This is a genomic window from Promicromonospora sp. NPDC019610 (assembly GCF_044389365.1).
Classification (GTDB): domain Bacteria; phylum Actinomycetota; class Actinomycetes; order Actinomycetales; family Cellulomonadaceae; genus Promicromonospora.
The window spans coordinates 118,199-141,645 of sequence record NZ_JBIRXX010000003.1 but is presented as its reverse complement, the minus strand read 5'-3'; the positions used below and the strand labels follow the sequence as shown (position 1 = coordinate 141,645).

At 72.4% G+C, this 23,447-nt stretch carries 24 protein-coding genes and 1 tRNA gene; 13 read left to right on the top strand and 12 right to left on the bottom strand.

All coding sequences use genetic code 11. The features are described from left to right. Positions 1–30: 30 nt before the first annotated feature. Positions 31–1,182, bottom strand: a complete 1,152-nt coding sequence (locus tag ACH45N_RS21845; protein ID WP_397397800.1) for a YgfZ/GcvT domain-containing protein — start codon at positions 1,180–1,182, stop codon at positions 31–33. Positions 1,183–1,247: 65 nt separating this feature from the next. Then, positions 1,248–1,871 carry an FABP family protein gene (locus tag ACH45N_RS21840; protein WP_397397798.1) on the bottom strand — a complete coding sequence of 208 codons (624 nt, stop codon included), beginning with the start codon at positions 1,869–1,871 and terminating at the stop codon, positions 1,248–1,250. A 150-nt stretch (positions 1,872–2,021) separates the two neighbouring features. Between ACH45N_RS21840 and ACH45N_RS21835 the strand changes: the two genes are divergently transcribed. Next, positions 2,022–2,381: a DsrE family protein gene (locus tag ACH45N_RS21835; RefSeq protein ID WP_397397796.1), complete on the top strand. Its 360-nt coding sequence runs from the start codon at positions 2,022–2,024 to the stop codon at positions 2,379–2,381. Positions 2,382–2,388: 7 nt separating this feature from the next. Here ACH45N_RS21835 and ACH45N_RS21830 read toward each other — a convergent pair whose 3' ends face one another. Both ACH45N_RS21830 and ACH45N_RS21825 read right to left on the bottom strand, forming a co-directional pair. Next, positions 2,389–2,829, bottom strand: coding sequence for a DUF4395 domain-containing protein (locus tag ACH45N_RS21830; RefSeq protein WP_397397794.1), 441 nt, complete (start codon positions 2,827–2,829; stop codon positions 2,389–2,391). Next, positions 2,826–3,263 (bottom strand): TlpA family protein disulfide reductase, encoded by a 438-nt coding sequence (locus ACH45N_RS21825; protein WP_397397792.1) that lies wholly within the window; start codon positions 3,261–3,263, stop codon positions 2,826–2,828. The genes ACH45N_RS21830 and ACH45N_RS21825 overlap by 4 nt, the downstream gene beginning before the upstream one ends. 244 nt (positions 3,264–3,507) lie before the next feature. On the opposite strand from ACH45N_RS21825, the gene ACH45N_RS21820 reads away from it, so the two are divergent. After that, positions 3,508–4,167, top strand: coding sequence for a YceI family protein (locus ACH45N_RS21820; RefSeq protein WP_377236196.1), 660 nt, complete (start codon positions 3,508–3,510; stop codon positions 4,165–4,167). Between the two features lie 23 nt (positions 4,168–4,190). Here the strand turns inward: ACH45N_RS21820 and ACH45N_RS21815 are convergent, their stop codons facing one another. Continuing rightward, positions 4,191–4,931: a hypothetical protein gene (locus ACH45N_RS21815; RefSeq protein ID WP_397397790.1), complete on the bottom strand. Its 741-nt coding sequence runs from the start codon at positions 4,929–4,931 to the stop codon at positions 4,191–4,193. A 297-nt stretch (positions 4,932–5,228) separates the two neighbouring features. Between ACH45N_RS21815 and ACH45N_RS21810 the strand changes: the two genes are divergently transcribed. Both ACH45N_RS21810 and ACH45N_RS21805 read left to right on the top strand, forming a co-directional pair. After that, positions 5,229–6,011: a winged-helix domain-containing protein gene (locus ACH45N_RS21810; RefSeq protein WP_397397788.1), complete on the top strand. Its 783-nt coding sequence runs from the start codon at positions 5,229–5,231 to the stop codon at positions 6,009–6,011. A 10-nt stretch (positions 6,012–6,021) separates the two neighbouring features. Further along, positions 6,022–6,969 (top strand): alpha/beta fold hydrolase, encoded by a 948-nt coding sequence (locus ACH45N_RS21805; RefSeq protein ID WP_397397786.1) that lies wholly within the window; start codon positions 6,022–6,024, stop codon positions 6,967–6,969. Here ACH45N_RS21805 and nth read toward each other — a convergent pair whose 3' ends face one another. Continuing rightward, the gene (gene nth, locus ACH45N_RS21800; protein WP_397397784.1) at positions 6,970–7,737 is read right to left on the bottom strand and encodes an endonuclease III; all 768 of its coding nucleotides are present in this window, start codon (positions 7,735–7,737) and stop codon (positions 6,970–6,972) included. A gap of 218 nt (positions 7,738–7,955) precedes the next feature. On the opposite strand from nth, the gene ACH45N_RS21795 reads away from it, so the two are divergent. The 4 genes from ACH45N_RS21795 to ACH45N_RS21780 all read left to right on the top strand — a co-directional run bounded on the left by ACH45N_RS21795 (position 7,956) and on the right by ACH45N_RS21780 (position 12,486). Continuing rightward, positions 7,956–9,521, top strand: coding sequence for an MmgE/PrpD family protein (locus ACH45N_RS21795; protein WP_397397782.1), 1,566 nt, complete (start codon positions 7,956–7,958; stop codon positions 9,519–9,521). Beyond that, positions 9,521–10,426, top strand: a complete 906-nt coding sequence (prpB, locus tag ACH45N_RS21790) for a methylisocitrate lyase (RefSeq protein WP_397397780.1) — start codon at positions 9,521–9,523, stop codon at positions 10,424–10,426. Before ACH45N_RS21795 ends, prpB begins: the two co-directional genes overlap by 1 nt. Positions 10,427–10,452: 26 nt before the next feature. Then, complete coding sequence (locus ACH45N_RS21785; RefSeq protein WP_397397778.1) at positions 10,453–11,568, top strand: bifunctional 2-methylcitrate synthase/citrate synthase; 1,116 nt, start codon at positions 10,453–10,455, stop codon at positions 11,566–11,568. Positions 11,569–11,808: 240 nt separating this feature from the next. Next, the gene (locus tag ACH45N_RS21780) at positions 11,809–12,486 is read left to right on the top strand and encodes a Crp/Fnr family transcriptional regulator (protein WP_026366137.1); all 678 of its coding nucleotides are present in this window, start codon (positions 11,809–11,811) and stop codon (positions 12,484–12,486) included. 28 nt (positions 12,487–12,514) lie between these two features. On the opposite strand, the gene ACH45N_RS21775 is transcribed toward ACH45N_RS21780, so the two are convergent. Next, the gene (locus ACH45N_RS21775) at positions 12,515–13,453 is read right to left on the bottom strand and encodes a metallophosphoesterase (protein WP_397397776.1); all 939 of its coding nucleotides are present in this window, start codon (positions 13,451–13,453) and stop codon (positions 12,515–12,517) included. 5 nt (positions 13,454–13,458) lie between these two features. Next, positions 13,459–15,861, bottom strand: coding sequence for a transglycosylase domain-containing protein (locus ACH45N_RS21770; protein WP_397397774.1), 2,403 nt, complete (start codon positions 15,859–15,861; stop codon positions 13,459–13,461). Positions 15,862–15,970: 109 nt separating this feature from the next. On the opposite strand from ACH45N_RS21770, the gene ACH45N_RS21765 reads away from it, so the two are divergent. The 5 genes from ACH45N_RS21765 (at position 15,971) to ACH45N_RS21745 (ending at position 19,888) form a co-directional block, all read left to right on the top strand. Continuing rightward, entirely contained in the window at positions 15,971–16,138 is a 168-nt protein-coding gene (locus tag ACH45N_RS21765) for a DUF4177 domain-containing protein (protein ID WP_020017885.1), read from the top strand. Then, entirely contained in the window at positions 16,135–16,602 is a 468-nt protein-coding gene (locus tag ACH45N_RS21760; RefSeq protein WP_397397772.1) for a RidA family protein, read from the top strand. Before ACH45N_RS21765 ends, ACH45N_RS21760 begins: the two co-directional genes overlap by 4 nt. 131 nt (positions 16,603–16,733) lie before the next feature. Further along, a tRNA-Pro gene (locus tag ACH45N_RS21755) sits at positions 16,734–16,810 on the top strand. A gap of 473 nt (positions 16,811–17,283) precedes the next feature. Continuing rightward, positions 17,284–18,519, top strand: a complete 1,236-nt coding sequence (locus tag ACH45N_RS21750) for an NAD(P)/FAD-dependent oxidoreductase (RefSeq protein ID WP_397397770.1) — start codon at positions 17,284–17,286, stop codon at positions 18,517–18,519. A 22-nt stretch (positions 18,520–18,541) separates the two neighbouring features. Continuing rightward, complete coding sequence (locus ACH45N_RS21745) at positions 18,542–19,888, top strand: DUF4232 domain-containing protein (protein WP_397397768.1); 1,347 nt, start codon at positions 18,542–18,544, stop codon at positions 19,886–19,888. 5 nt (positions 19,889–19,893) lie between these two features. On the opposite strand, the gene ACH45N_RS21740 is transcribed toward ACH45N_RS21745, so the two are convergent. The 4 genes from ACH45N_RS21740 to ACH45N_RS21725 form a co-directional block, all read right to left on the bottom strand. Further along, on the bottom strand, positions 19,894–20,541 hold the full coding sequence (locus ACH45N_RS21740) for a hypothetical protein (RefSeq protein ID WP_397397766.1): 648 nt from the start codon (positions 20,539–20,541) through the stop codon (positions 19,894–19,896). 47 nt (positions 20,542–20,588) lie between these two features. Next, positions 20,589–21,203, bottom strand: a complete 615-nt coding sequence (locus ACH45N_RS21735; RefSeq protein ID WP_397397764.1) for a hypothetical protein — start codon at positions 21,201–21,203, stop codon at positions 20,589–20,591. A gap of 72 nt (positions 21,204–21,275) precedes the next feature. Continuing rightward, on the bottom strand, positions 21,276–22,388 hold the full coding sequence (locus ACH45N_RS21730; RefSeq protein WP_397397762.1) for a 3-deoxy-7-phosphoheptulonate synthase: 1,113 nt from the start codon (positions 22,386–22,388) through the stop codon (positions 21,276–21,278). A 297-nt stretch (positions 22,389–22,685) separates the two neighbouring features. Continuing rightward, positions 22,686–23,417 (bottom strand): glutamine amidotransferase, encoded by a 732-nt coding sequence (locus ACH45N_RS21725; RefSeq protein ID WP_397397760.1) that lies wholly within the window; start codon positions 23,415–23,417, stop codon positions 22,686–22,688. Positions 23,418–23,447: the final 30 nt, after the last annotated feature.

Below are 23,447 nucleotides of genomic sequence, written 5' to 3'. Positions count from 1 at the left end.
CGGCCTCGGTCGCGGGTCGGACCGCGTGCGTCAGATGAGGCTGGCCGGGCCGCGCAGGCCGGGGGTCAGGGGGCCGTGGGACTCCGGACGGTCCACCGACATGCCGTCGCCGGGCACCACGATCTCCTGCGCCGCCGACACCTCGATGCCCTGCTCCGAGACCTCGCCGGAGACGATGAGCTCGACGTCCTCCGGGACGTTCCGCTTGAGCACGGCCAGCCCGATGGGGCCCAGCTCGTGGTGGCGCGCCATCGAGGTCAGCGTGCCCACGACCTTGCCGGGCGCGCCGTCCGTCGACGGGAGACGCACCTCGGCGCCGGCCTCCGGGAGCAGGTGCTGCGAGCCGTCGAGGTGCAGCAGCACGAGCCGCCGCGGCGGGCGGCCGAGGTTGTGCACGCGCGCGACCGTCTCCTGGCCCCGGTAGCAGCCCTTGTTGATGTGGACGGCGGTGCGCAGCCAGTCGAGCTCGTGCGGGATGGTGCGGCCGTCGACCTCGCGCGCGAGGCGCGGGCGCCAGGCCTCGACCCGCAGGGCCTCGGTGGCCCAGGTGCCGGCGAGCGGCCAGCCCGCGGCCTCGCGGGCGGCGACCTGCGCCTCCAGCTCGGCGCGCGGCACCAGGACGAGCCGCCAGGGCCGCATCGCGCCGGGGTGCTCGCTCGCGGCCGGCCCGTAGCGCGTGCCGCCGCCCACGACGTTCGGCCAGGCGTCGTGCCAGGTCACCGGCTCGCCCTCGGCGCCCTCCGCGGCCACGGGCTCGCCGATGGCCGCCCACTCGTCGGTGGCGTCCGTGATCTCGACGCGGAGCATGAACTTCATGCGGTCCAGCCAGCCGGCCAGGGCGGGCGCCGACTCACGCTCGGTGATCAGCCAGGTGGCCTCGCCGTCGTCCACCACGCCAGCGGCGTGCTCGACGTGCCCCTGCGGCGACAGGACCAGCAGCTCGGTGCTGGTCCGGGGCGCCAGGCCCTCGAGCTGCTGGGACGTGATCGAGTGCAGCCAGCTCAGCCGGTCCGGGCCGGCGACGCGCACGATCCCGAGGTGCGACTGGTCCACCACGGCCCCGCCGCGCGACAGCGCGCGCTGCTCCGCCGTCGGGTCGCCGTAGTGCCAGGCGACCCCGGCGTCGGGCCCGGCGGCGGCGACCGCGCCGCGCCGGCTCAGCAGGGGGCTCTCGTAATCCATGCTCACCTCAGGTGCAGCGTCGGGGACCGGCGGGGCATTCCCGTCCGGCTCTGTTACTGCCGGTGTTACTGCCGGTCCAGCTCGGCCGAGGCGTACGAGCGCAGCGGCTCGCCGAACGCCGCGAGCTCCTCCACCCACAGCAGGCGGCCCTGGACCAGGCCGTACAGCCGCTTCGACGCCCGTACCTCGGACGCCGTCGACGTCCGCGCGATCGCGTCCGAGGCCAGGTCGATCCGCCCGTTGCCCACGGCGCCGATGTAGACGGTGATGCGCCCGGAGGCGTCGGCCACGAGCACCTCGAGCGCGTGCTTGTTCTCCTCGAGGCCGTCGGGGCGGTCCGAGGACACACGCCAGTAGCCGGTCTCGGTGGACCAGACGGTGCCGGCGGCCTCGGGCGCCTCGGCCTCCGGCGCGGCCGCCTCGGACGGGTCGGTCTCCGTCGGGTCCGGCACCGGTGCCGGCCACTCGCCGTCGTCGGGCAGCTTGTCGGGGACGACGCTCTCGAGCACCCGCAGCGTGGACTCGAACCGCAGGTACGGGCCGCCGTCGTGGTCGAAGACCAGGTCCTGCACGAAGGTCTTCTTGCCGATGCCGGGGTAGTCGATCACACCCTCGCCGCGCCAGCGGCCGACCAGCCAGGCCAGCGGGTACACGTCGGGCGCGAGCCCGTCGGGGAAGGTGAACGTCATCAGCGCTGGCCGGTGTACAGCTTGTAGACGACGTAGCCGGCGAACCAGGCGACCGCGACTGCGACCGCCACGATGAGGCCGGTGAAGATGAGCTCAAGGGCGTGGATCGACATGGTGCCGATCCTAACGTCCACGGCCTACAGTCGGCCCATGCGTCCGCTCGTGATCAAGACCACCTCAGGCCTGGACCGTCCCGAGGCCACCAACCAGGCCTTCACCGTCGCCGCGGCGGCCGTCGCGTCCGGCGCGGAGGTGAGCCTCTGGCTCACCGGCGAGTCGGCGTGGCTCGCGCTGCCCGGCCGCGCGGCCGAGCTGGAGCTGGAGCACGCGACGCCCCTGCCCCAGCTCATCGAGGTCGTCCTGGGCGCCGGCACCGTCACGGTGTGCACGCAGTGCGCGGCACGCCGGGACATCACCGAGGCGGACGTGCTGCCCGGCATCCGGATCGCGGGCTCGGCGCTGTTCACCGAGGAGATCCTGCGGGACGACGCCCAGGCGCTCGTCTACTAGGCGCGCACTAGGCGCGGACCAGGCCCGACCGGCGCAGCAGCAGGTACAGCTCGCACCCGAGGCACAGCCCGACGACGGCGTTGAGCGCCGCCGCGACGAACGCCGCCGCGGCCGCGATCGGCACGGCCGGGAGCACCCCGAAGAAGCCGAGGATCACGCCGACGCCGGTGACGAAGAGGCCCACGCCCTGCGCGAAGCGCGGCGGGCGGCGGTCCTCCATCTCCGTGGGCGGGCTCAGCCGCGGCCGGACGAACCGCTTGTAGAGCAGGCCCTGCCAGGAGCCCTCGGCGCCGCGCACCGTGCCGAGCAGGAAGCTCAGCATGATGAACGTCAGCAGCCACAGCCCCGCGGTGCTCGCGCCCAGCAGCACGACGGCGGCGAGCAGCACCGCGGTGATGCTCGCCCCGACGCGCGGCCCTCGTGGGTCGATCCCCTTGCTCACGTTCATGAGTGCGCCTCCCCCTCTGTCTCCAGCGCTGCCGCCGGAACCCGGCTCAGCGCCTGTCGCGCCTGGGTGTCGGACACCACGCCGCTCATCCGGGCCACCTCGCGGCCACCGCCGTCGACCACGAGCACCGTGGGCGTGCGCAGCACGCCCAGGGTGCGGACCAGGTCGAGGTGGTCGTCGACCAGCAGCTCACGGTGCTCGACGCCGGACCGCGAACCGGTCAGGCCGCCCAGGACCCGCGAGGTGGAGCGGCACGCGGCACACACCTCGGCCGAGAACTGCACGAAGGTCACCCGGTCGGCGAGCGTGACCCCCGAGGAGGCCCAGTCGATCCCGACGGGCGTCTCGCGGGGCGCGCGGACGGCACCCTGACGTGCCGACCACCACACGCCGAGCGCGGCGGTGCCGAGCACCAGGACGACGAGTGCGATCACCTGTCCCAACATTCGCCCCACCCTGCCGTGCCTCGCTCGTCCAGACAAGTCCTCGTCCGCGATATGGATCCACCATGAGGCCGGTCACAGTCGGGGGCACTGACCTTCTCGGGTGCCCGCCCACATGATTCCCTGGTCTGCACCACCCGTCGGACCAGTATTTCTCGTGCCGGAATGCCACCCGGGCCGACGACCCCCCGGTGGTAGCGTGCATGCATCCGCATATATAGGAGAATTGTCTAGGATGGAAGTTTTGCCAACTCGTACGTGGAATGGTCTGACCATCCCGGCGGCCGGGGTGTACCAGATCGACCAGAATCACAAGCGGCTCGGCTTCCTCGCCATGCACATGATGGTCAGTCCCGTCCGCGGCGAGTTCGCCGAGGGCGAGGCGACGGTCACCGTCGGCGAGGATCCCCTCGCCTCCCAGGTCACCTGCACCATCCAGGCGGCTTCGGTCGACACGCACGTGGGCGAGCGCGACACCCACCTGCGCAGCGCGGACTTCCTGGACGTCGAGAACCACCCGACCATCGAGTTCCGCAGCACCGGGTTCCGGATGCGCACCCAGGTGGACCCGATCTTCTCGTGGGCCCGGCTCAAGGCGGGTACCGCCGGCCGGCGGCCGCACGACCCGATGCAGGCCGACGGCTCGTTCACCAAGTTCGTCATGGACGGGCTGCTCACCGTGCGCGGCGTCACACGTCCGGTCACCCTGGAGTGCGAGTTCGGCGGCGTGGGGCACGACCCCTACGGCCAGGACATCTTCGGCTTCCACGGGAGCTGCGAGATCGAGCGCGAGGAGTGGGGCCTGCTCTGGAACGTCGCGCTCGAGGCGGGCGGCGTGCTGGTGGCCAAGAAGGTCCGCATCGAGATCGCCGGCGAGATGATCCGCCAGTCCTGACCGCGGCCCGGCCGGCGGTCACCTCAGAGGATGACCATCCGGCCCACGACGAACACGAAGATGCCGCACACCGCGACGGGCAGCGCGCTCGCCGAGAGCCCGGCCAGCCGCGCGCCGCGGGCGGGCAGCCGCTCCAGCAGCAGGTGCAGCGCCCCGACCACGACTCCCGCGACCAGACCGCACCACAGCCCGCTCACGGTGTCGATGTTGGGCAGCAGCGTCCCGGCCGCGCCACCCACCACCACGGCGGCGATCGCGGAGATCCCGAGCGCCACCCAGCCGCGCACCGGCAGCGCCGCGACGGCAGCGGCCACCGCGAGCGCCACCGCGCTCGTGACGACGAGGGCGGCCCCGGCGTCGGACCGGGCGGCGGCGATCCAGCCCGAGGCGGCGATCGCCGCGACGACGCCGGCCACGGTGCCCGACACGGACTCCGTGAGCTGGGGGCGCCCGTCGCGGCGCAGCATCTGCGCGATGAAGGCGAGCACCACAGCGCCCGCCAGCACCATCGGCAGGTGCCGCAGCACGGGCTCGCCCTGGGTCAGGTAGGTCGCGGCCGCTCCGCCGACGCCGCAGAGCGCGACGACCACCCGGGTGCTCCCCGAGGCGGGCAGGCGCAGCAGCGACGGCCAGCCCAGCGCGACGAGGACCGCCAGGACCACGGCCGCGCCCACGAGGGGCAGGGGCCGGGGCTGGACGTAGGACGCGGCGGCGACGAGGGCCGCGAGCGCGGCGGTCGTCACGGCGCGGGTGGAGACGGACACGGCTCAGAGTTTTCCAGAGACTGACCGAGTTGCCTCAATCGCGGCCCGGGGCGCCCTCGTTCGGGCCTGTTCCGGGCGTTCTCGCGGGCCCGAGCGAGACGAGCAACACCCGCGTCATGCGAACGTCACGGGTCCTGACCAGCATGGTGGTGCCCAGGAAAAGGGCGTGTAACATGCACGCAACAAGCAACAGGGCAGACTTCCGCAGAGCCAGTTGGACGCGACGGGACGTCTCGCTTCAGCGAGACCCGAGCCAGGGACGGTAGCAGCACGCCGGTTCCGAGAGGAGGTGCGTCAATGGCAGAGCTGTTGATCCTCACGCCCGCCACCGGCGGGTCGGCCGAGGTACTGCCCGCACTGGGACTGCTGTCCCATCGGGTGCGGGTGCTCCCGATGGAGCCCTCCGCGCTCGTCGACGCCCCGGACGCGGACGTCGTGCTGCTGGACGCCCGCCGCGACCTCGTCGCGGCCCGCACCACGTGCCGTCTGCTGCACGCGACCGGCCTGACGGTGCCGCTGGTCCTGATCCTCACCGAGGGCGGCCTCACGGTCGTGACCCACGAGTGGGGAGCCGATGACCTCCTGCTGGAGTCCGCCTCGCCCGCCGAGGTCGAGGCCCGGCTGCGCCTCGTGGTCGAGCGCTCGGCGCGCGGCCCGGCCGAGGAGTCGCAGCAGGAGATCTCCGCCGGCGAGCTCGCGATCGACGCCGGCGGGTACACCGCCCGGCTGCGCGGCCGCCCGATCGACCTGACCTACAAGGAGTTCGAGCTCCTCAAGTACCTGGTGCAGCACCCGGGCCGCGTGTTCACGCGGGCCCAGCTGCTCCAGGAGGTCTGGGGCTACGACTACTACGGGGGCACGCGCACCGTCGACGTCCACGTGCGGCGCCTGCGCGCCAAGCTGGGCCCCGAGCACGAGCAGCTCATCGGCACGGTGCGCAACGTGGGCTACCGGTTCGACCCGCCCAAGGAGCGTCCCGTCGAGGAGGTTCCGGCGCCCTCGGCCCCGGAGTCGTCGTCCGACTCCAAGCCCGCCGACGACCAGAACGGGCGACGCGCAGACCGCGCACCGAGCGCGTAGGTTCTTGTCTGTGACCGCACTCTCGGCCAGACCGGCCGTCCGCTCGGCAGCCACCAGCGACTACACGTGCGCCCTCGTCGAAGGGCCATGGCGGCACGAGTTCGTCTCGTCGGGGGGTTCGCGCTTCCACGTGGCGACCGCGGGCCCGGAGAGCCGCTCCGCGCCCCTGGTGCTCCTGCTGCACGGCTACCCTCAGTTCTGGTGGTCCTGGCGTGCGCAGATCCCCGCCCTGGCGGACGCCGGGTACCGCGTCGCGGCGATGGACGTCCGTGGTGTGGGCGGCTCGGACAAGCCGCCGTCGGGCTACGGCCTGACGGCGCGGGCGGCGGACGTCGCCGGCGTGGTGCGCTCGCTGGGGCGGGAGAGCGCGGTGATCGTGGGGCACGGTACGGGCGGCACGCTCGCGTGGGCGGTCGCGGCGCTCCACCCCGGCACGACCTCGGCCGTTGCCGTCCTGGCCAGCCCGCACCCGGCCAGGTTGCGGCTGCGCAGCACCGCCGCGTTCACGCCCGCCGCGCTGCGCGAGCTGGCGTACGTCCAGGTCCCCACGCTGCCGGAGCGGGCGATGATCCAGGGCGACCTGGTGCGGCGCACCCTCGACCTGGGCGCGGCCGCCCCCCTGCCCGACGACGTCGTGGACCGCTACCGGGCGGTCATGCGCATCCCGTTCGCCGCCCACTCGGCCGCCGAGGCGCTGCGCTGGGTGGTCCGCTCGACACCCCGGATGGACGGGCGCCGGTTCGGCGCCGCGCTGCGCCGTCCGCTGGACGTGCCCGCGCTGCAGCTCCAGGGCGCCCGGGACGGGTTCCTGCGGCACGAGCGCGCCGACGTGGACGCCGTCGCGGTGGCGTCCGACCTGCACTACGAGCTCTTGCCCGGGGCCGGCCACTTCCTCCCGGAGGAGGCGCCGGAGCGCGTGAACGAGATCCTGCTGGGCTGGCTCGCCCGGGTGGCCTGACTACTTCAGCGGCAGGCCCGCGAGCGGCGAGCGCTCCGGTGCGGGACGCACCAGCTTCTCCGCCTTGTCGGGATCGGTCTCGCCCGCGCCGTACGACGGGCACAGGTGCGAGATGCTGCACGCCCCGCACGCCGGGGTGCGCGCGAGGCACACGCGCCGGCCGTGCCACACCAGGTGGTGGCTGAGCATGGTCCAGTCCTTCTTCGGGAAGAGCCCGCCCACCTCGGCCTCGACCTTGACCGGGTCCTCCTCTGTCGTCAGACCCAGCCGCCGGGACACCCGCCCGAAGTGCGTGTCCACGGTGATGCCCGGCACGCCGAACGCGTTGCCGAGCACCACGTTCGCCGTCTTGCGCCCCACGCCGGGCAGCGTCACCAGGTCCTTCAGCCGGCCCGGGACCTCGCCGTCGAACCGCTCGACGAGCGCCTTGCCCAGGCCCATCACGGCCTTCGCCTTGGCCCGGAAGAAGCCGAGCGGGCGCAGGATCTCCTCCAGCTCGGCCGGGTTCGCCTCCGCGTAGGCCTGCGCGTCCGGGTACATGACGAACAGCTCAGGCGTGGTCTGGTTGACGCGGACGTCGGTGGTCTGCGCGCTGAGCACCGTCGCGACCAGCAGCTCCAGCGGCGTGCGGAAGTCCAGCTCGGCCCGGGCGTCCGGGTAGGTCTCCGCGAGCACGCGGTTGATGCGCCGCGCCCGGCGCACGAGCGCCAGCCTGCTCTCCGGCGCATCCTTGGGCTGACGTTCGGGCTCGTGCTCGCTGACGGTCACGTCGCCACAGTAGCGACCCCCACTGACATCTGGTCCGGGATCGCCGCGAACGGGAACCTGACGCGGGGTTGGCTCGTGTACCTAGGACGCGGAGTATGAGAAGGTCAAGGGCGCATCCGCCGTCCACCAGCCGAGCGGTCGCGACCCGATGCCCGCCCTCCGGTCCGGGCAGCGCCCCGGACCCCACGACGGTCCACGTGAATCGAGGAAGAGTCACCATGCCGTACACGCACCACCTACGCGTCTACCCGTCCGCAGAGCCGCTCAAGCGCACCGACCAGCTCGCCTGGAAGCTCGCGGAGCTCGCCACCGACACCGTGGAGCCCACGGCCGAGGTCACCGACATGGTGATCAACCGCGTGATCGACAACGCCTCGGTCGCGGCGGCCAGCCTGACGCGTGGCCCCGCCGTCGCCGCCCGCTCGCAGGCGCAGGCGCACCCCTACACCCCGGGCTCCACGGTCTTCGGCCTGGCGCCCGACGCGACGAGCAGCCCGGAGTGGGCGGCGTGGGCCAACGGCGTCGCCGTCCGCGAGCTGGACTTCCACGACACCTTCCTCGCCGCCGAGTACTCGCACCCGGGCGACAACATCCCACCGATCCTGGCCGTGGCGCAGCACGCCGGCCGCTCGGGCCGGGACCTGGTGCGCGGCATCGTGACGGGCTACGAGATCCAGGTGGACCTGGTCCGCTCGATCAGCCTGCACAAGCACAAGATCGATCACGTGGCGCACCTCGGCCCGTCGGCCGCGGCCGGCATCGGCACGCTGCTCGGGCTGGACACCGAGACGGTGTTCCAGGCGATCGGCCAGGCCCTGCACACGACGACCGCCACGCGGCAGAGCCGCAAGGGCCAGATCTCCACCTGGAAGGCGCACGCGCCGGCCTTCGCGGGCAAGCTCGCGATCGAGGCCGTGGACCGCGCCATGCGCGGCCAGACCTCCCCCGAGCCCATCTACGAGGGCGAGGACGGCGTCGTCGCGTGGCTCCTGGACGGGCCGGACGCCGCCTACGACGTCGTGCTGCCCGCCGCCGGCGAGCCGCGCACGGGCATCCTCGACACGTACACCAAGGAGCACTCCGCGGAGTACCAGGCGCAGGCGATCATCGACATGGCCCGCGCGCTGGGCAACGAGCACCCCGAGCTGCGGGACCCGGCCAACGTCGCCGCGATCGTGCTGCACACCAGTCACCACACGCACTACGTCATCGGCTCGGGCGCGAACGACCCGCAGAAGTACGACCCGACGGCGTCGCGCGAGACGCTCGACCACTCGGTCCCGTACATCTTCACGGTCGCGCTGCAGGACGGCGGCTGGCACCACGTGGACTCGTACGCCCCGGAGCGCGCGCAGCGCCCCGACACGGTCGAGCTGTGGCGCAAGGTGACCACCGCCGAGGACCCGGGGTGGACGCGCCGCTACCACTCGACCGACCCCGCCGAGAAGGCGTTCGGCGGCCGCGTCGAGATCACGCTCACCTCGGGCGAGGTGGTCACGCGCGAGATCGCCGTCGCCGACGCCCACCCGCTGGGCGCCCGCCCGTTCGCCCGGGCGAACTACGTGGCCAAGTTCCGCACCCTGGCCGCGGGCATCCTGCCGGACGCCGAGATCGACCGGTTCCTCGACCTGGCCGAGCGGCTGCCCGAGCTCACGCCCGCGGAGGTCCGCGAGCTCACGATCGTCGCCGCCCCCGGCGTGCTGGACACCGTCCCGGCCCCGACCGGCCTGTTCGAGCTGGGGCATGCCGCGGGGGTCGAGCCTGTCGAGACCCAGGAGGCCTGATGCTCTACTCGCACCTCACCGCCGCGGCCAAGCGCCGGGCCTTCCGCGAGGCCCTCGCCGGGCCGGACCTCCTGCGGCTCCCGGGCGCGTTCAACCCGCTGAGCGCCAAGCTCATCCAGGACAAGGGGTTCGACGGCGTCTACGTCTCGGGCGCCGTCCTGTCCGCCGACCTCGGCCTGCCCGACATCGGCCTGACCACGCTCACCGAGGTGGCCGGCCGGGCCGGGCAGATCGCCCGGGTCACCGACCTACCGGTGCTCGCCGACGCCGACACCGGGTTCGGCGAGCCGATGAACGTGGCCCGCACGGTCCAGACCATGGAGGACGCCGGCGTGGCCGGCATCCACATCGAGGACCAGGTCAACCCGAAGCGCTGCGGCCACCTCGACGGCAAGGAGGTGGTCGGGCTCGGCGACGCCGTCCGGCGCATCCGGGCCGCCGTCGACGGCCGCCGCGACCCCGACTTCCTCATCATGGCGCGCACCGACGTGCGCGGCACCGAGCCGGGCGAGCGCGGGCTGAGGCTCGCGATCGACCGCGCCAAGGCCCTGGCCGACGCCGGGGCGGACGCGATCTTCCCCGAGGCCATGAAGGACCTCGCCGAGTTCGAGGCCGTCGCGTCGGCCCTCGACGTGCCGGTGCTCGCCAACATGACCGAGTTCGGCAAGTCCGAGCTCTTCACGACCGAGCAGCTGCACGACGCCGGGGCCCGGCTCGTCATCTATCCCGTCACCCTGCTGCGCATCGCGATGGGTGCCGCCGAACGGGCGCTGGACCAGATCTCGGCGTCGGGCACGCAGGCTGACCTGGTGCCGCAGATGCAGACCCGGGCCCGGCTCTACGAGCTGACCGACTACGCGGCCTACAACCACTTCGACTCGAACGTCTTCACCTACCAGCCCTGACTTAGTCTCGACACGAAGGAGTGCGCATGACCGAGACCACGGAGATCCGCAAGGGTCTGGCCGGCGTCGTCGCCGACACGTCGGCGATCTCGAAGGTCAACCCGGAGACCAACTCGCTGCTGTACCGGGGCTACCCGGTGCAGGAGCTGGCCGCGAAGAAGTCCTTCGAGGAGGTCGCCTACCTGCTGTGGCACGGCGAGCTGCCGACGCCCGCGCAGCTCACCGAGCAGACGGCGGTCGAGCGCGTGCACCGCGAGCTGCCGGACAACATCCGGGACGCGATCCTGGAGCTGCCCACCGACTGCCACCCCATGGACGTGTGCCGCACCGCGGTGTCGATCCTGGGGGCGCACGACCCGCAGGCCGAGGACTCCTCGGTCGAGGCGGAGCTCGCCAAGGCGCTGCGGCTGTGGGCGGTCCTCCCCGCCGTCGTCGCGCTGGACCAGCGCCGCAGGCGCGGCCAGGAGCTCGTGCACCCGCGCGAGGACCTCGGCTACTCCGCCAACTTCCTGTGGATGACCTTCGGGGAGGAGGCCGAGCCCGCCGTCGTGCAGGCGTTCGAGGCCTCGATGGTGCTGTACGCCGAGCACTCGTTCAACGCGTCCACGTTCACCGCGCGCGTCATCACCTCGACGCTCGCCGACCTGCACTCGGCCGTCACGGGCGCCATCGGCGCCCTCAAGGGCCCGCTGCACGGCGGCGCGAACGAGGCCGTGCAGGCCACGTTCGAGGAGATCGGCTCGGCCGACCGGGCCGAGGCCTGGCTCGAGGACGCGCTCGCCCAGAAGAAGAAGATCATGGGGTTCGGCCACCGGGTCTACAAGAACGGCGACTCGCGCGTGCCGACCATGCGTGCCGTGCTCGGCGACCTCGCCGAGCACTACGGCGACACCGAGGTGATCGCCCTGTACGACACCCTCGAGAACGCCATGGTCAGCCGCAAGAACATCAAGCCCAACCTGGACTACCCCGCCGGGCCCGCGTACCACCTGATCGGGTTCGACACGAACATCTTCACGCCGCTGTTCGTCGCCTCCCGCATCACCGGGTGGACGGCGCACGTCATGGAGCAGCGGGCCGCCAACTCGCTCATCCGCCCGGTGTGCGAGTACGTCGGACCGGAGCAGCGCGAGGTGCCCTGACCGGTTCCCAGGACGCCCGTTCCGAACTCCCAGGTGACACCCCTAGGATTTATGGACGGGCGTCCTACTTCGTGCTGGGCAAAGCCGACATCCCGCATGAGGCGGACGATCGCGTCGGGCTGCACGCCACGCGGACGCCGCGAGAGACACCGATGACCCGGCAATCTCGTGACATTGAGGCAGACTGAGAGGTGGAAAAGACTGATGGACGAAAGTCCCCGACACGTGAGGACACCACTGGTGGACGACGAAGTCGTACTCTCTGCCCCCCTCTTCGCGGACATGGAAGGCGAGGAGACGCACGCGCTCTTCGAGTCCATGGTGCCCGTGGAGCTGGTCCGGGGTGACGTGCTCTTCCGCGAGGGCGAACCGGGCGACCGGCTCTACGTCATCGCGCAGGGCAAGATCAAGCTGGGCCGCCGGTCGAGCGACGGGCGCGAGAACCTGCTGTCGATCCTGGGCCCGGGCGAGATGTTCGGTGAGCTGTCCCTGTTCGACCCGGGTCCCCGCACGGCGTCCGCCTCGTCCGTCTCCGACTCCGTCGTCTACGAGCTGCGTCACGACTCGCTCGTGAAGTGGATCGCGGACCACCCGGGGGTCGCGACCCAGCTCCTGGGTGCCCTCGCACGCCGGCTGCGTCGCACGAACGAGACGCTCGCCGACCTCGTGTTCTCCGACGTCCCCGGGCGCGTCGCCAAGGCGCTGCTGGACCTGTCGACCCGCTTCGGCGAGCCCAACGACGACGGCATCCGTGTGGCGCACGACCTCACGCAGGAGGAGCTGGCCCAGCTCGTCGGTGCCTCGCGCGAGACCGTGAACAAGGCCCTGGCCGACTTCGCGACCCGCGGCTGGGTGCGCCGTGAGGGCCGCGCGGTCGTCCTGCTGGACCTCGACCGCCTGGAGCGCCGGGCCCGCTGACCCGTTCGCCGGGGTAGAACCGCCGGTTCTACCTCGGCGCCGCCGTCAGCGTCATCAGCGTCGCCTCCGGGCGGCACGCGAAGCGCACCTGGGCGTACGGCGACGTGCCGGCGCCCGCCGAGACGTGCAGCCACGTCGAGTCCTCGCCGCCCTCGCGGTCGGGACGCGGGCCGGGCCAGCCGTGCAGGCCGGACGCCCGGCCGCGGTCCAGGTCGCAGTTGGTCACCAGGGCGCCGTAGTACGGCAGGCAGAGCTGCCCGCCGTGCGTGTGGCCCGCGATGATCGCGTCCACGCCGTCGCCCTTGAGCTGGTTCAGCACCCGCTGGTACGGGGCGTGCACGACGCCGAGGCGCAGCACCGCGTCCTCCTCGCCGGGCACGCGGCCCGGCTCCGGCATGACGTCGAGGTCGAGGTGCGGGTCGTCCATGCCGACCAGCCCGATGGTGCGCCCGTCGCGCAGCTCCACGAGGCCGCGCCGGTTGTCCAGGTCCACCCAGCCGGCGTCGGTGAACGCCTTGCGGAGCGACTCGGTGGGCAGCGGAATCTTCTCGCCGCCCGCGACGCGGGCGTCCGGCAGCAGGTACCGGGCGGGGTTCTTGAACGACGGCGCGTAGTAGTCGTTCGAGCCCATGACGAACGCGCCGGGCACGTCCATGAGCTGGCCCAGGACGTCGAGCAGCGGGGCGAGCGACTGCTGGTGGCCGAAGTTGTCGCCCGTGTTGATCACCAGGTCGGGCTCGAGCGCGGCCAGCGACCGCACCCACGCCTGCTTGGTGCGCTGGCTCGGCGTCAGGTGCAGGTCGGCGATCTGGAGGATCCGGACGGGCCGCTGCCCCGGGGGCAGCACCGGCACGGTCACCCGGCGCACGCGGAAGAGCTTGGTCTCCACGTGCGCGTAGGCGATACCCGCGACGGCGATGCCCCCGACGATCCCGAGGGCCTTGCCGACGTTACCCAGCGTCCCCATGCGGATCAGTCGTCCCCGCCGGGGCCGCGGCCGCCACCGCCGGGTCCGCCGCCACCCGGTCCGGCGTCGCCGCCGCCGGCGCCACCGCCGTTGTCGCCGCCGGCGCCGGTGTCACCACCGGTGTCGCCGCCGGCATCACCGCCGCCGGAGCCCTCGTCGCCGTCGTTGCTCTCCTCCGTCTTCGGCGGGGCCGGAGCCTTGCCGACGAGCGCGGGGTCGGGAGCGGGGAACGCCGTCTTGGGCAGGTCGGCCACCGCCTGGTCCATGTACCGGCGCCACGTCGGCGCGGCGATCGTGCCGCCGTACATCGGGCCGGCCTTGGCCGAGGCGCCGTACCAGGACATCGACGGCAGGTAGACGTTCATGTGCGGCACGTTGCCGCTGGCCTCGCCCACCCAGACCGAGGTGGAGAGCTCGGGGGTGTAGCCGGTGAACCAGCTCTGCATCGCCTCGTTGGTCGTACCGGTCTTGCCCGCGACCGGGCGGCCGTCGGCGAGGCCGGGGGCGATGCCCCAGGCCGTACCGAACGGGCTGGTCTGGAAGACCTTGGTCATGGCGTAGGCCACGGTGTTGGCGACCTCGGGCTCGAGCGTCTGCTTGCAGTCGGCCGACGGGACCGGGACGTCCTTGCCGTCGTGGTCCTTGACCTCCAGGATCGCGACCGGGTTGCAGTAGGTGCCGCCCGAGGCGAAGGTCGCAAACGCGGCGGCCTGGTTGACCGGGGTGGAGGCCTGGGTGCCGAGGGTCATCGACGCCACCACGTCGATGTCCGCCTGCTGGGGGTTGTCGATGGTCCGGAAGGTGCCGGCACCGTCGCGCGTCAGGGCCGACGTCATCGGCCGGAAGCCCACGTCCCAGGCCGTCTTCTGCACCTGGCAGAGGTCGAGCTGCTGCGACATCCGGGCATAGACCGTGTTCAGCGACTGGAAGGTGCCCTGGAGCACGCTCACCGAGCCGCTGGCGGACCCGTCGACGTTCGACACGTTCCAGGGCAGGTGTGTGAAGGCGTGCACGCAGCCGTTGGCCTGGAACGCCGTCTGGTAGGCGGAGAAGCCGTTGGCGCTGACACGGTCCTGGAGCGTGCGGCCACTGCGCAGCCACTCCGCCAGCACGAACGGCTTGAAGTTGGAGCCCACCTGGAACCCGCGCGAGTTGCCGTGGTTGTAGTCGGCCGAGTAGTTCTGCGCCGTCGTGCGCGCCGCCGGTTCGGCCCGCGCGTCGTACGGCACGTTCTGCGCCATGGCCTTGATCTGACCGGTGCCCGGCTCGACCGACGTGACGGCCGCCTCGAGGTCGTAGGCGTTGTCGGCCGGGACCGCGTCGTTGATCGTCTTCTCCGCCGCCGCCTGCATCTTGAGGTCCAGCGTGGTGACGATCCGCAGGCCGCCGCGGTACAGGAGGTCGTACCGGTCGTCCCTGGTCTCCCCGAACTCGGGGTTGGCCATGATCTCCTTGATCACGTAGTCGCAGAAGAACGCCGCGCCGCCCGCCGAGTCGCAGCCGACGTCGATGGGCTGCACGTCGAGCGTGTCCTCCAGCTTGGTCGCCATCGCCTCGTCGCGCTCGGCGGTGGAGATGTAGCCGAGCTGCCACATCTTGCCGATCACGAGGTTGCGACGGACCGACGCGTCCTCGGGGTTGGCGACCGGGTCGAACTGGCTCGGCGCCTTGGTGATGCCGGCGATCGTGGCCGCCTCGACGATCGAGAGGTCCTTGGCGGACTTGTTGAAGTAGTGCTGCGAGGCCGTCTCGACGCCGTACACGCTCGTGCCGAACTGCGCGATGTTGAGGTAGCCCTGGAGGATGTCGTCCTTCGACATCTCCTTCTCGAGCGCGATCGCGAGCTTCGCCTCACGGAGCTTGCGGGTCAGCGAGTCCTCGCGGGCCTCCAGCACGCCGAAGGTGTCGCCGGCGCGGTCGGCCTCCTCGATCAGCACGTTCTTCACGTACTGCTGCGTCAGCGTCGACGCACCCTGGGTGTCGCCGCCGCCGAAGTTCTGCACGGCCGCACGCGAGATGCCCTCGGGGTCCACGCCGCCGTGGGTGTAGAAGCGCTCGTCCTCGATCGCGATGACGGCGTTCTTCATGTTGGCCGACACCTTGTCGAGCGGCACCACGATGCGGTTCTGCGCGTAGAACGTGGCCAGCTTCGTCTTGCCGTCGCTCGCGTAGATCTGCGACTGCTCCGACAGGGGCCCGGGCACCAGCTCGGCGGGCACCTCCTCGAACACCTCGACACCCGTGTCGACCGCGGTGTCCATGCCGGACGCCAGCGGGATCACCAGCCCGGCCGCGATCACACCGCCTGCGCCGGCGGTGAGCACGAATGCGAGAAGAAGTCCGATGAGCTGAGCCGCGGGTATGGTCCGAGTGATCCGGCGCGGCTCGCGAGGGTTCGCCATGGCCATGCGCCCAGGTTACGGGGTGTCACTGACAGGGCACGCCGAAAACCTGCCCGGCCGGTGTGCAGGTCTCGTGCGGAATCGCCGTCGCCGATCGCGGGCTAGCATCGTCGGCATGGCAACGAAGTGGGAGTACGCGACGATCCCCCTCCTCATTCACAACACCAAGGCGATCCTCGACCAATGGGGCTCGGACGGCTGGGAGCTCGTGCAGGTGGTCCCCGGACCCGACGGCACCGGTCTCGTCGCCTACCTGAAGCGCCCCACGGGCGGTGACGCATGACCCACGAGCAGCGTCTCGCCGAGCTGGGCATCAAGCTCCCGGAGGTGGCGGCCCCGGTCGCGGCCTACGTGCCGGCCGTGCAGACCGGTCGCTACGTCTACACGTCGGGCCAGCTGCCCTTCGCCGAGGGCGCGCTCCAGGCCACCGGCAAGGTCGGCGAGGGCGAGGGTCTGGTCTCCCCCGAGGACGCCGCCCGCTATGCCCGCACCTGCGCGCTCAACGCGCTGGCCGCCGTCCGGTCGGTCACGGGCTCGCTCGACTCGATCTCCCGGATCGTCAAGGTGGTCGGCTTCGTCGCGAGCGACCCGTCCTTCACCGGCCAGCCCGGTGTGATCAACGGGGCCTCGAACGTGCTCGGCGAGATCTTCGGCGACGCCGGCCTGCACGCCCGCTCCGCCGTCGGCGTGGCAGTCCTCCCGCTGGACTCGCCCGTCGAGGTGGAGCTCGTGGTCGAGCTCGCGTAACGCCCGCGCAGCGGCCCGGGACGGGCGTGACCGGAGCCACTACGGATTCGGTTTCCGTTCCGGGCCATGCGTCGGCTATTCTGAGCAGGCTTCCGCGGAAGGGCTTCGGCCTGATGCGCGGTGGACTCCATCGGGGTGTGGCGCAGCTTGGTAGCGCGCTTCGTTCGGGACGAAGAGGTCGCAGGTTCAAATCCTGTCACCCCGACCATGTGAGAGGCCCTCCGGCCAGCAGAAATGCTGCGTCGGAGGGCCTTTCTCGTTGCGCGGGGTGCTGATGCGGCGCGCCTGCGCGAGCCGGCACAAACCGGCAAGTGCGCTTCTACCCAGCCATCGGGCCCGCATTGAGCGCGATTTCGGGCCGGATCACCGGGTAGAAGCGCACTTGCCTGGGCACCGGGGAGCGGGCGCACCAGCCCTGCAGACGGGCCGGTCCCCTACCGGCCAGGCCCGTCAGGTCGACGCCGTCCGGCATACCGCCCGGCTCCGGACCCGGACCTGGACCCGGACCGCGGCCCGGACCCCGACCCGGACCCGGCCCGGCACCGCCGGCTCGACGTGCCCTGGACCCACCCACCCGGCCTCCCGCCGCAGCGCGCCCGGGAAACTGGTGCCCCCGTCCACCTCGGGTGCAAGACTGATCGCCTACCCCAAGCCCGGGAGCCCGAGCCCAGGAGGAGTCCTATGAACCCGCACGTTCTGGTCGGTGGTGGACTGACGACGGCCCGCGCGGCGGAGGCGCTGCGCAACGAGGGATACCGCGGCGATCTCGTGGTCGTCACCAGCGAGCCCCACCATCCGTACGAACGCCCGCCGCTGAGCAAGGACTACCTGCGGGGCGAGGCGGAGCGCGACGCCGTCTTCCCGCTGGACGAGACCTGGTACCGCGAGCACGAGGTCACCGTCCGCACCAACGAGACCGTGGTCGGGCTGGACCCCGGCGAGCACACGCTGACCTTGTCCGACGGCACGACGCTCCCCTTCGCGAAGCTGCTCCTCGCGCCCGGGTCGACGCCGCGGCCGCTCGACGTCACGGGCACCGATCTCGCGGGCGTGCACTACCTGCGCACGATCGACGACTCCGACCGCATCTCCAGCATGCTGCTCGAGGCCTCGCTGGAAGGGGTGGGCCGGGTCGTCGTCGTCGGCGACGGCTGGATCGGGCTCGAGGTCGCGGCATCGGCCCGGACCCTCGGGCTGGACGTCACGGTCGTGGGCCGCGGGACACACCCCCTGGGCCGCGTCCTGGGACCGGAGATGGGCGACTTCTACGCCGGGGTCCACGTCGACCACGGCGTGCGCCTGCTGCGTCGGACGTCGGTCTCGGGGCTGCAGGGCGCGGAGGGCCGGGTCACCGGGGTCGACCTGTCGGACGGGACGCGCATCGGCGCCGACGTCGTGGTCGTCGGCGTCGGCGCGACCCCGAACATCGGGCTCGCCGAGGTCGCCGGGCTGGACCTGCGGGCCGCGTCGGAGGGCGGCGGCATCGTGGTCGACGGCACGCTCGCCACGTCGCACCCGGACATCTTCGCCGCCGGCGACGTCGCCAGCATCCCCTCGCCGCACTACGGGCGGCCCCTGCGCGTGGAGCACTGGGCCACGGCGCAGCGGACCGGCGCGCACGTCGGCCGCGCGATGCTCGGCGCCACCGACCCGTTCGACCGGCTGCCCTACTTCTACAGCGACCAGTACGACGTCGGCATGGAGTACACCGGCTGGGTGGACGTGCCCGGCGGGTACGACGACGTGGTGATCTCCGGCGACCTGAGCGCTCGCGAGTTCGTGGCGTTCTGGCTGCTCGACGGGCAGGTCGTGGCCGGGATGGCCGTGAACGTGTGGGAACAGATGGACCGTGTGGAGGAACTGATCAGGTCTCGGAGGAAGGTTCCGCGGGAGGAGCTGGACGCCTTCGTGGGGTGAGGCGCGGTGGGACGATCGCGGGGTGCCGCCACTCCGCCGGGTCCTGCTGCTCGCCGCGTCCGCGTTCGTCCTCGCCGGGTGCACCCCGGGGCCGCCGGACGAGATCGAGGCGGCCGCCGAGGCGGTCCGGGCTCTGCCCGGCGTCGCCGACGTGGCGGTGACCAGGACGTTCGGGCCGGAGCCCGGCCAGGGCAACTTCGGGCAGCGGAGCGAGACGGCACCGAGCACGGTGCGCGTCGAGGTGACCCTGGATCCGCACGCCGCGGGCGAGGCCGCCGGCTCCGCCCACCGGCTTCTGGCAGGGGCGGCCAGGGACGTCGACGAAGACGAGAACATCACCGTGACGTCGGACTTCGTCGGGTCGGGACTCCGTGTCGGTGCCGGGCCGGACACCGCGGCCGAGGTCGTGGCCGACGCCGTCGAGGACGGTGACGAGCTGCTCGCGGCAGGAGCCACCACCGTCAGCCTCGGGCTGGGCGAGGGCAACGGCTCGGACCCGCTGGCCGCGACCGCGCACGTGACCGCGGCCGCTCCGGACGACCTGGTCGACGTCGCCGAGGCGGCCGACGAGCTGGACCGCCGGGCCGAGCTGGAGGCCCCCGGCGCCCGCTACCGGTCCGGGGCCGGCGTGCCCGACGTCGACACGGTCCGGCTGCTGGTCGCCGCAGCGGGCCGGCCGGGGGTCCAGGACGCCACCTACCTCGCCGCGGAACGACGGCTCGCGATCCAGTCCGACGCCGCCTCAGGCGCACAGAGCCTTGCTGACCTGCGACGTTGGCTGGAGGCGCAGGACTTGGCCACGGTCGACGCCCCGATGGCCTACACCGTCCTGGACGCCGGGTACGCCGAGACGACCGGCTGGGTGTCCGGCGCGGAGCCGCCCGCGCACTCCCCCGGGCCGGCCGGCGGCGCGACCCCCTGGCCCGACGACCCCGCCGCCCCCGACTGCACGGGACAGGACCTGGAGCTCACGCTCGGCGTCGTGGACTCGGCGGCGGGCACCCGAGGTAGCTCGGTCCGGGCCCGCAACGTGTCGGGCCGGCCGTGCGCCGTCGAGAACGTGCCCGACCTCGTCTTCGAGAACGCGACCGGGCAGCCCCAGGGGAACGTCACGGTCCGTCCGTCCGAGCCCGGCGCTGTGCCCGCCCGCGTGGTGCTTCCCGACGGCGGGGCTGTGCTCGCCCCGCTGCTCTGGCACACCATGTCGACGGCCAACGACCCGGACACCACCACCACGGTCCAGGTCACCCCGGTCCCGGGCGCCGACCCGGTGCCGCTCGACGCGACGACGGACGGGACACCGGCGACGGGGCTCGACATCCTCGACGGTGCGGAGGTCCGCGTCGGCCCGTGGACGCAGGGCGACTGACGCCCTCAGGCGTCGCACGCCTCCTGCAGCGCACGGTCGAGCCGGGCGGCCGTGGGCTCGCCCCCACCCACGGCGATCGTTCCCCGCAGCGGCATGGGGAGCTCGCGCTCCACACCGAGCACACGGACGGCGAGCTCCGCGTTCTCGTACATCCTCCAACCGTCGGCAGTCGGGAGGTCACCCTGCGGATCGACGATCCACATGGTCGCCTCACGGTCGGGCGGGATGACCACCCGGTCGGAGGTCAGCGAGCGGTCCGGTGCGCCGTCCGCGACATCCTGCAGGGGCAGGTAGTCGTCCAGGAAGTCCTCAGCCATCGGCTCGAACCGGAACACGTCGGGATTCGTGCTGATCACCGTGACCGGCCACCGAGAAGCGTTCCGCACCGACTGCACCAGCACCACGTCCTCGTCGGTACCGAACATCGCCCACAGGTCTTCCCCGGGAACGCAGTCGGGGAGGGTCGCACCGGCCCCGCTGTTGCCCCACGAACCCGGCTCCACCACGGCCGTCCGAGCCACAGCCTGCCAGGCCGCGACCCCCGCGACCAGCGCCAGGGCCACGCCGGCACCCACGATCCGGACAACCCGCCGCCCGCGGGGCCGCTCACCCTGCACGGGCTCCGCCGATTCCACCGCTGCGCCGCTGGTCATGGCCGGACAGTAGGGCCGGACCGTACCGGCAGTCCACGAAAACGCCCTCAGGCGTCGCACGCCTCCTGCAGCGCCGCGCCGAGCTGATCGCCGCCCTTGCCTCCGCCGATGTAGAGCGTGCCAGGCAGCTGGACCGAGAACTCGCGCTCGACACCGAGCGTCCGCAGCGTCACGGGCACCTCGCTGAACTCATACCAGACGGTGGAGGAGTCCTGGATGCTGTGGCGCTGCGGGTCGACGACCCACATCGTGACCTCGCGCCCCGGCGGGAGCACGACCTGGCCGGAGGTGTCGGCGGGTGGGGCGCCGTCGCCGGACGAGACGCCCCCCGGCTCGTCGCTCAGCGCCTCGAACCGGTAGACCTCGGGATCGGAGCTGGTCACCGTGACCGGCCATCGCGAAGGGTTGCGCACCGTCTGCCCCACGACCACGTCGTCGGTGGTGCCGTACACGGCGAGGGCCATCCGGGGCAGGCAGTCTGGAAAAGGCATGCCGCCGCTCAGGGTGACGCCCTCCGCCACGATCCGGGCGCTGCGGGCCGCGTGCTGCCAGACGCCGATGCCGGCGACCAGCGCCACCACGACGGCCGCACCCACGATCCACGCCGTGCGCCGGGACCGCCGACGCCCAGGTTCTTCCCCGACCCCACTCGTCTCCACCATCCGCACAGGATAGGGGCGGAAACACGAAACCGGCCGGGCGACAGGCCCGGCCGGTTCCGCGCGGAGATCAGGTCAGCCGCGCCGCTCGCGGACGGCCTTGGCGAGGTCGCGGAGCAGGTCCTCCGTGGTGTCCCAGTCCATGCACTTGTCGGTGACGGACTGGCCGTACGTGAGCTCCGCCAGCGGGCCCGGCTGCTGCGCGCCGGCCTCAATGAAGCTCTCCATCATGAGGCCCGTGATGCCGTGCTCGCCGTCGGCGATGCGGTTGGCGATCTCGTGCACCACGCCCGCCTGGCGCACGTGGTCCTTGCCCGAGTTGCCGTGGCTCGCGTCGACGATCACGCCGTTCTCGACGGCGCCGCCGAGCCCGGAGGTGCGCGCCACGCGCAGGGCGGCGGCGACGTCCTCGGCCGAGTAGTTGGGGCCCGACCGCCCGCCGCGCAGGATCACGTGGCAGTCCGGGTTGCCCGTCGTCTCGACGGCGGCGGCGCGGCCCTCGGCGTCCGCGCCGAAGAAGGTGTGCTCGCTCGCGGCGGTGATGCAGCCGTCCACGGCGATCTGGATGTCGCCGTCGGTCGCGTTCTTGAACCCGACGGGCATCGACAGACCCGACGCGAGCTGCCGGTGCACCTGCGACTCCGCGTTGCGCGCGCCGATCGCGCCCCAGGTCACGGCGTCGGCGATGTACTGCGGGCTGGTGGGCTCCAGGAACTCGGCCGCGGCCGGCACGCCGGCGTCGAGCACACCCAGCAGCACCTCGCGGGCCAGGTTCAGGCCGTGACGCACGTCGTGCGACCCGTCCAGGTGCGGGTCGTTGATGAGGCCCTTCCAGCCCACCGTCGTGCGCGGCTTCTCGAAGTACACGCGCATGACCACGACGAGGTCGTCGGACAGCTCGCGCCGGAGCGTGGCGAGCCGGGCGGCGTAGTCGAGCGCGGCCACCGGGTCGTGCACCGAGCACGGGCCGACGATCGTCAGCAGGCGGTCGTCCTCGCCGGTCAGCACGTCGCGCACCTCGCGGCGGGAGGTCGTGACGAGGTCGCTGCGGGCGGTGCCCAGCGGCATCGCCTCCAGCAGGCTCCGCGGGGCGGGCAGCGGGTCGAGAGCGCGGATGCGCAGGTCGGAGGTGCGGGTACCGAGGTCGGTGGTCGCCTCGGTGCTGGGTTCCGCGGGGGTGATGCTCATCGGGATCGGGGCTCCTGGTTGGCGGGGTCTGGTTCGAGGAACCGGACGGCCCGCCACCGACTCCTGGTCCGGAGCGGCCCGTCTCGGTAAAGACGAAGGGCCTGGACGCGATCGGCGTCCCAGGCCCTGGCTCCGGGTGGAAGGTTGGTCAGGCGTACGCCCGCCGAGCTCCACCAGGAGCCGACGTAAAGCGCCAATACCAACGGATGTCCACGGCCAAAACGGTAGCCCCACCCCCGGCGACTGTCTACCGGATCCCAGGATGCGGTCGATCACAGTGCCCTGGGACCTGCGGAACTACCGGGCGTAGCGCTCCACGAACGCGCGCAGCACCCGGAGCGGCTCGGTGACCGACACCGCGAGGCAGCGCTCCCGCACCGCCTCCGCCTCCTCGGGCGGGAAGTAGCCGTAGTCCCGGTAGACCGCGATCCGCTGGTCGATGCCCGCGCCGTCGAGCTCGGGGTGGAACTGCGTGGCGTACAGGTTCTGCTTGATCCGGAACATCTGCACCGGGCAGCCGGCCGACGACGCGAGCAGCACCGCGTGGTCGGGCAGCTTGCGCACCGCCTCCTTGTGGCCGACGTACGCCGCGAAGGACGGCGGGAGCCCGGCCAGCAGCGGGTCGTCCGCCGCGTCCGGGGTGAGCTCGACGGTCACGGGCCCCACCGGCTCGGCGTAGGTCGCGTCGATCACCGCGCCCTGGTGCGCCCCGAGCGTGCCGACGCCGTAGCAGGCGCCCAGGAACGGGAAGTCGCGCGCCACGACCTCGTCGAGCAGCCCGGACAGCTCGGCCTCGACGCGCCGCTGCGCGGGACCCTTCAGCTCCGCGGGGTCCGAGGAGTTGAAGGGTCCCCCGCCGACGAGGACGCCCGAGTAGTCGTCCAGGTCGATCGGCGGCAGCGGCTCGCGCTCGAGGCGGACCCGGTGCAGCTGCTCCGGTTCGAGGCCTCCGTACCGGAGGAACGCCTCGTGCTCACCGTCTGCGGCGAGGTCCTCAGCACGCGTCGCGAGCAGCAGAAACGGCTTCATGACACGAGCGTAGGGGACCCCTGACCAGGG

What these genes read in the sequence shown, in the direction of transcription:
- ACH45N_RS21845 (WP_397397800.1), bottom strand. Translation starts at nt 1,182, where the DNA reads ATGGATTACGAGAGCCCCCTGCTGAGCCGGCGCGGCGCGGTCGCCGCC.
- ACH45N_RS21840 (WP_397397798.1), bottom strand. Translation starts at nt 1,871, where the DNA reads ATGACGTTCACCTTCCCCGACGGGCTCGCGCCCGACGTGTACCCGCTG.
- ACH45N_RS21835 (WP_397397796.1), top strand. Translation starts at nt 2,022, where the DNA reads ATGCGTCCGCTCGTGATCAAGACCACCTCAGGCCTGGACCGTCCCGAG.
- ACH45N_RS21830 (WP_397397794.1), bottom strand. Translation starts at nt 2,829, where the DNA reads ATGAACGTGAGCAAGGGGATCGACCCACGAGGGCCGCGCGTCGGGGCG.
- ACH45N_RS21820 (WP_377236196.1), top strand. Translation starts at nt 3,508, where the DNA reads ATGGAAGTTTTGCCAACTCGTACGTGGAATGGTCTGACCATCCCGGCG.
- ACH45N_RS21810 (WP_397397788.1), top strand. Translation starts at nt 5,229, where the DNA reads ATGGCAGAGCTGTTGATCCTCACGCCCGCCACCGGCGGGTCGGCCGAG.
- ACH45N_RS21795 (WP_397397782.1), top strand. Translation starts at nt 7,956, where the DNA reads ATGCCGTACACGCACCACCTACGCGTCTACCCGTCCGCAGAGCCGCTC.
- prpB (WP_397397780.1), top strand. Translation starts at nt 9,521, where the DNA reads ATGCTCTACTCGCACCTCACCGCCGCGGCCAAGCGCCGGGCCTTCCGC.
- ACH45N_RS21785 (WP_397397778.1), top strand. Translation starts at nt 10,453, where the DNA reads ATGACCGAGACCACGGAGATCCGCAAGGGTCTGGCCGGCGTCGTCGCC.
- ACH45N_RS21775 (WP_397397776.1), bottom strand. Translation starts at nt 13,453, where the DNA reads ATGGGGACGCTGGGTAACGTCGGCAAGGCCCTCGGGATCGTCGGGGGC.
- ACH45N_RS21770 (WP_397397774.1), bottom strand. Translation starts at nt 15,861, where the DNA reads ATGGCCATGGCGAACCCTCGCGAGCCGCGCCGGATCACTCGGACCATA.
- ACH45N_RS21765 (WP_020017885.1), top strand. Translation starts at nt 15,971, where the DNA reads ATGGCAACGAAGTGGGAGTACGCGACGATCCCCCTCCTCATTCACAAC.
- ACH45N_RS21760 (WP_397397772.1), top strand. Translation starts at nt 16,135, where the DNA reads ATGACCCACGAGCAGCGTCTCGCCGAGCTGGGCATCAAGCTCCCGGAG.
- ACH45N_RS21750 (WP_397397770.1), top strand. Translation starts at nt 17,284, where the DNA reads ATGAACCCGCACGTTCTGGTCGGTGGTGGACTGACGACGGCCCGCGCG.
- ACH45N_RS21740 (WP_397397766.1), bottom strand. Translation starts at nt 20,541, where the DNA reads ATGACCAGCGGCGCAGCGGTGGAATCGGCGGAGCCCGTGCAGGGTGAG.
- ACH45N_RS21735 (WP_397397764.1), bottom strand. Translation starts at nt 21,203, where the DNA reads ATGGTGGAGACGAGTGGGGTCGGGGAAGAACCTGGGCGTCGGCGGTCC.
- ACH45N_RS21730 (WP_397397762.1), bottom strand. Translation starts at nt 22,388, where the DNA reads ATGAGCATCACCCCCGCGGAACCCAGCACCGAGGCGACCACCGACCTC.
- ACH45N_RS21725 (WP_397397760.1), bottom strand. Translation starts at nt 23,417, where the DNA reads ATGAAGCCGTTTCTGCTGCTCGCGACGCGTGCTGAGGACCTCGCCGCA.